Raw genomic sequence first — 1,981 nt, 5'->3', positions numbered from 1 at the left:
CCTTTTATAGTAATTAGCGATTAGGTCGTGTTTCTGCGAAACCCTTTTAGCGGTTAGCAAGTAGCAAAGAGACACCTAATCGCTATCAGTGAGCGTAGCGAACGCCCTTTTATAGTAATTAGCAATTAGGTCGTGTTTCTGCGAAACCCTTTTAGCGGTTAGCAAGTAGCAAAGAGACACCTAACCGCTAAAAGTGAGCGTAGCGAACGCCCTAACACCTAACACCTAAAAGTGAGCGTAGCGAACGCCCTAATTGCTGGCTGCTAATTGCTGAAAGCCAACTTGAAATATATCCTAAAATTCCCTATAATATACAGCACGACACAACAGATGAGGTTTAAAAAACAATAGAAACCTCCTCCCACCGTTGGCGAAGTTTCCGAACCTCGCCTATCTTCTGAACAATAAAACAAACGAGGTCCAAAAACGATGAACTTAAAATGGGGTGTATTAGGCGCAGGCAGTGTCGCACAACGTAGAGCAATGCCAGCGATTAAAAAAGCAGACGGGGCAGAACTCCACGCCTTGCTTTCACGCGACGCGACACGGGCAGAACGATTGGCACAGGAACACGGCGCAACCCATGCCTACACCACCGTCGAGGCACTCCTTGCAGATGAGGTGCTTGACGCAATCTACGTCTCAACACCCGTTCACCTACACTGTGAGCAGGTCATCGCCGCCGCCGAACGCGGGTTGCATGTGCTTTGCGATAAACCGATGGCACTCACACCACAAGAATGTACAGAAATGATCGCTGCCTGCGAAACAAACGGGGTCCACCTGCAAGTCTGCTTCCTCTTCCGATTTCACTCCTGTTTCCAACAGATCCGAACGTGGGTGGACGCGGGACGTTTCGGCACCATCGTCCATGGACGTATGCCATTTCTCAAACAGTACCAACTCATGCCAGACGAATGGCGCGCCCAACCCGAAAAGGGGGGCGGCGGATGCTTCATGGATCTCGGTCCGCATAGTGTGGATCTCCTCCGCTACCTCATCGGTGAGGTGAATGCCGTCAGCGCGTTTTACAACACCACGACCCAAGACACTGCTGTCGAAGAAACAGGTGGTATCTTCATGCGCTTCGATAACGGTGCGCAAGCTTTCACGGACCTCAGTTTTTCTGTGCCCAGCTGCGATATTGTTTTAGAACTCTACGGTACAGAAGGCACAACCTGGATCTACAACGACGACGGTTGGAAAATCAAAACCTACTTTGACGGCGAACAGCAATTAATTTCCTCACAATACGAGGATCTATATCAATATCAATTTGAGCATTTCGCAGCATGTGTACACGAAGGGATCGCACCCATCACAACCGGAAATGATGGCTTGAGAGCAAACGAGATTCTTGCCGCCGCATATCGCGCAGGTGAAACAGGACAGTTGGTTCCGTGTCCCGCTACATAGAATGGCTGATTGCCGATAGCCAATATGTGCCAAAATGGCACGGTATTCCCCCACTCTATTTTTGATTAAGACAAATTGTCACGGCAGAAAGCCTGCCAAAATGTCACGTTCTTCTGTCTAACCCTGACGATATGGCAGTTTCAGGGATTGGCACGAAAATTGCTAATGAATGTCTTGAGAACATGACGACGGTGTTTTTGCACCGTCTGAGGATATAAGCAAACTGAGTGAAGGCATAGAACCCTTCTCTCACAATTTTCACGCCATACTCAAGGAGGAATTCAGCGACATGGCACTTGTACCCCTTGGCGACAGAATTCTCGTCAAACGTTCAGATAACGATGAACAAACAACGAGCGGCGGAATTATCATCCCCGACACTGCCAAAGAGAAACCACAGGAAGGCGAAGTTGTTGCCGTTGGAAGCGGTAGACTACTCGATAGCGGGGACCGACAGCCCGTTGACGTGGCAGTGGGCGACCTCATCCTTTTCGCCAAATACGGCGGCACCGAAGTTACGTATGATAACACTGAATATCTCATCTTGCGCGAAGATGATATCTTA

Annotated in this window: 2 protein-coding genes; both read left to right on the top strand. The window is 49.2% G+C overall.

Annotated features, from left to right (window positions below; genetic code table 11):
• The first annotated feature begins 429 nt into the window (after nucleotides 1-429).
• A complete protein-coding gene (locus J4G07_21385) occupies nucleotides 430-1,416 on the top strand; it encodes a Gfo/Idh/MocA family oxidoreductase (GenBank protein MCE2416538.1) in 987 nt (328 codons plus the stop codon).
• A gap of 289 nt (nucleotides 1,417-1,705) precedes the next feature.
• Nucleotides 1,706-1,981: co-chaperone GroES (gene groES, locus J4G07_21380; protein ID MCE2416537.1), on the top strand; the 276-nt coding region annotated here is incomplete at its 3' end.

This window comes from Candidatus Poribacteria bacterium (assembly GCA_021295715.1).
Classification (GTDB): domain Bacteria; phylum Poribacteria; class WGA-4E; order WGA-4E; family WGA-3G; genus WGA-3G.
The sequence above is the reverse complement of the archived record's forward strand: the minus strand, read 5'-3'. Positions and strand labels throughout refer to the sequence as shown.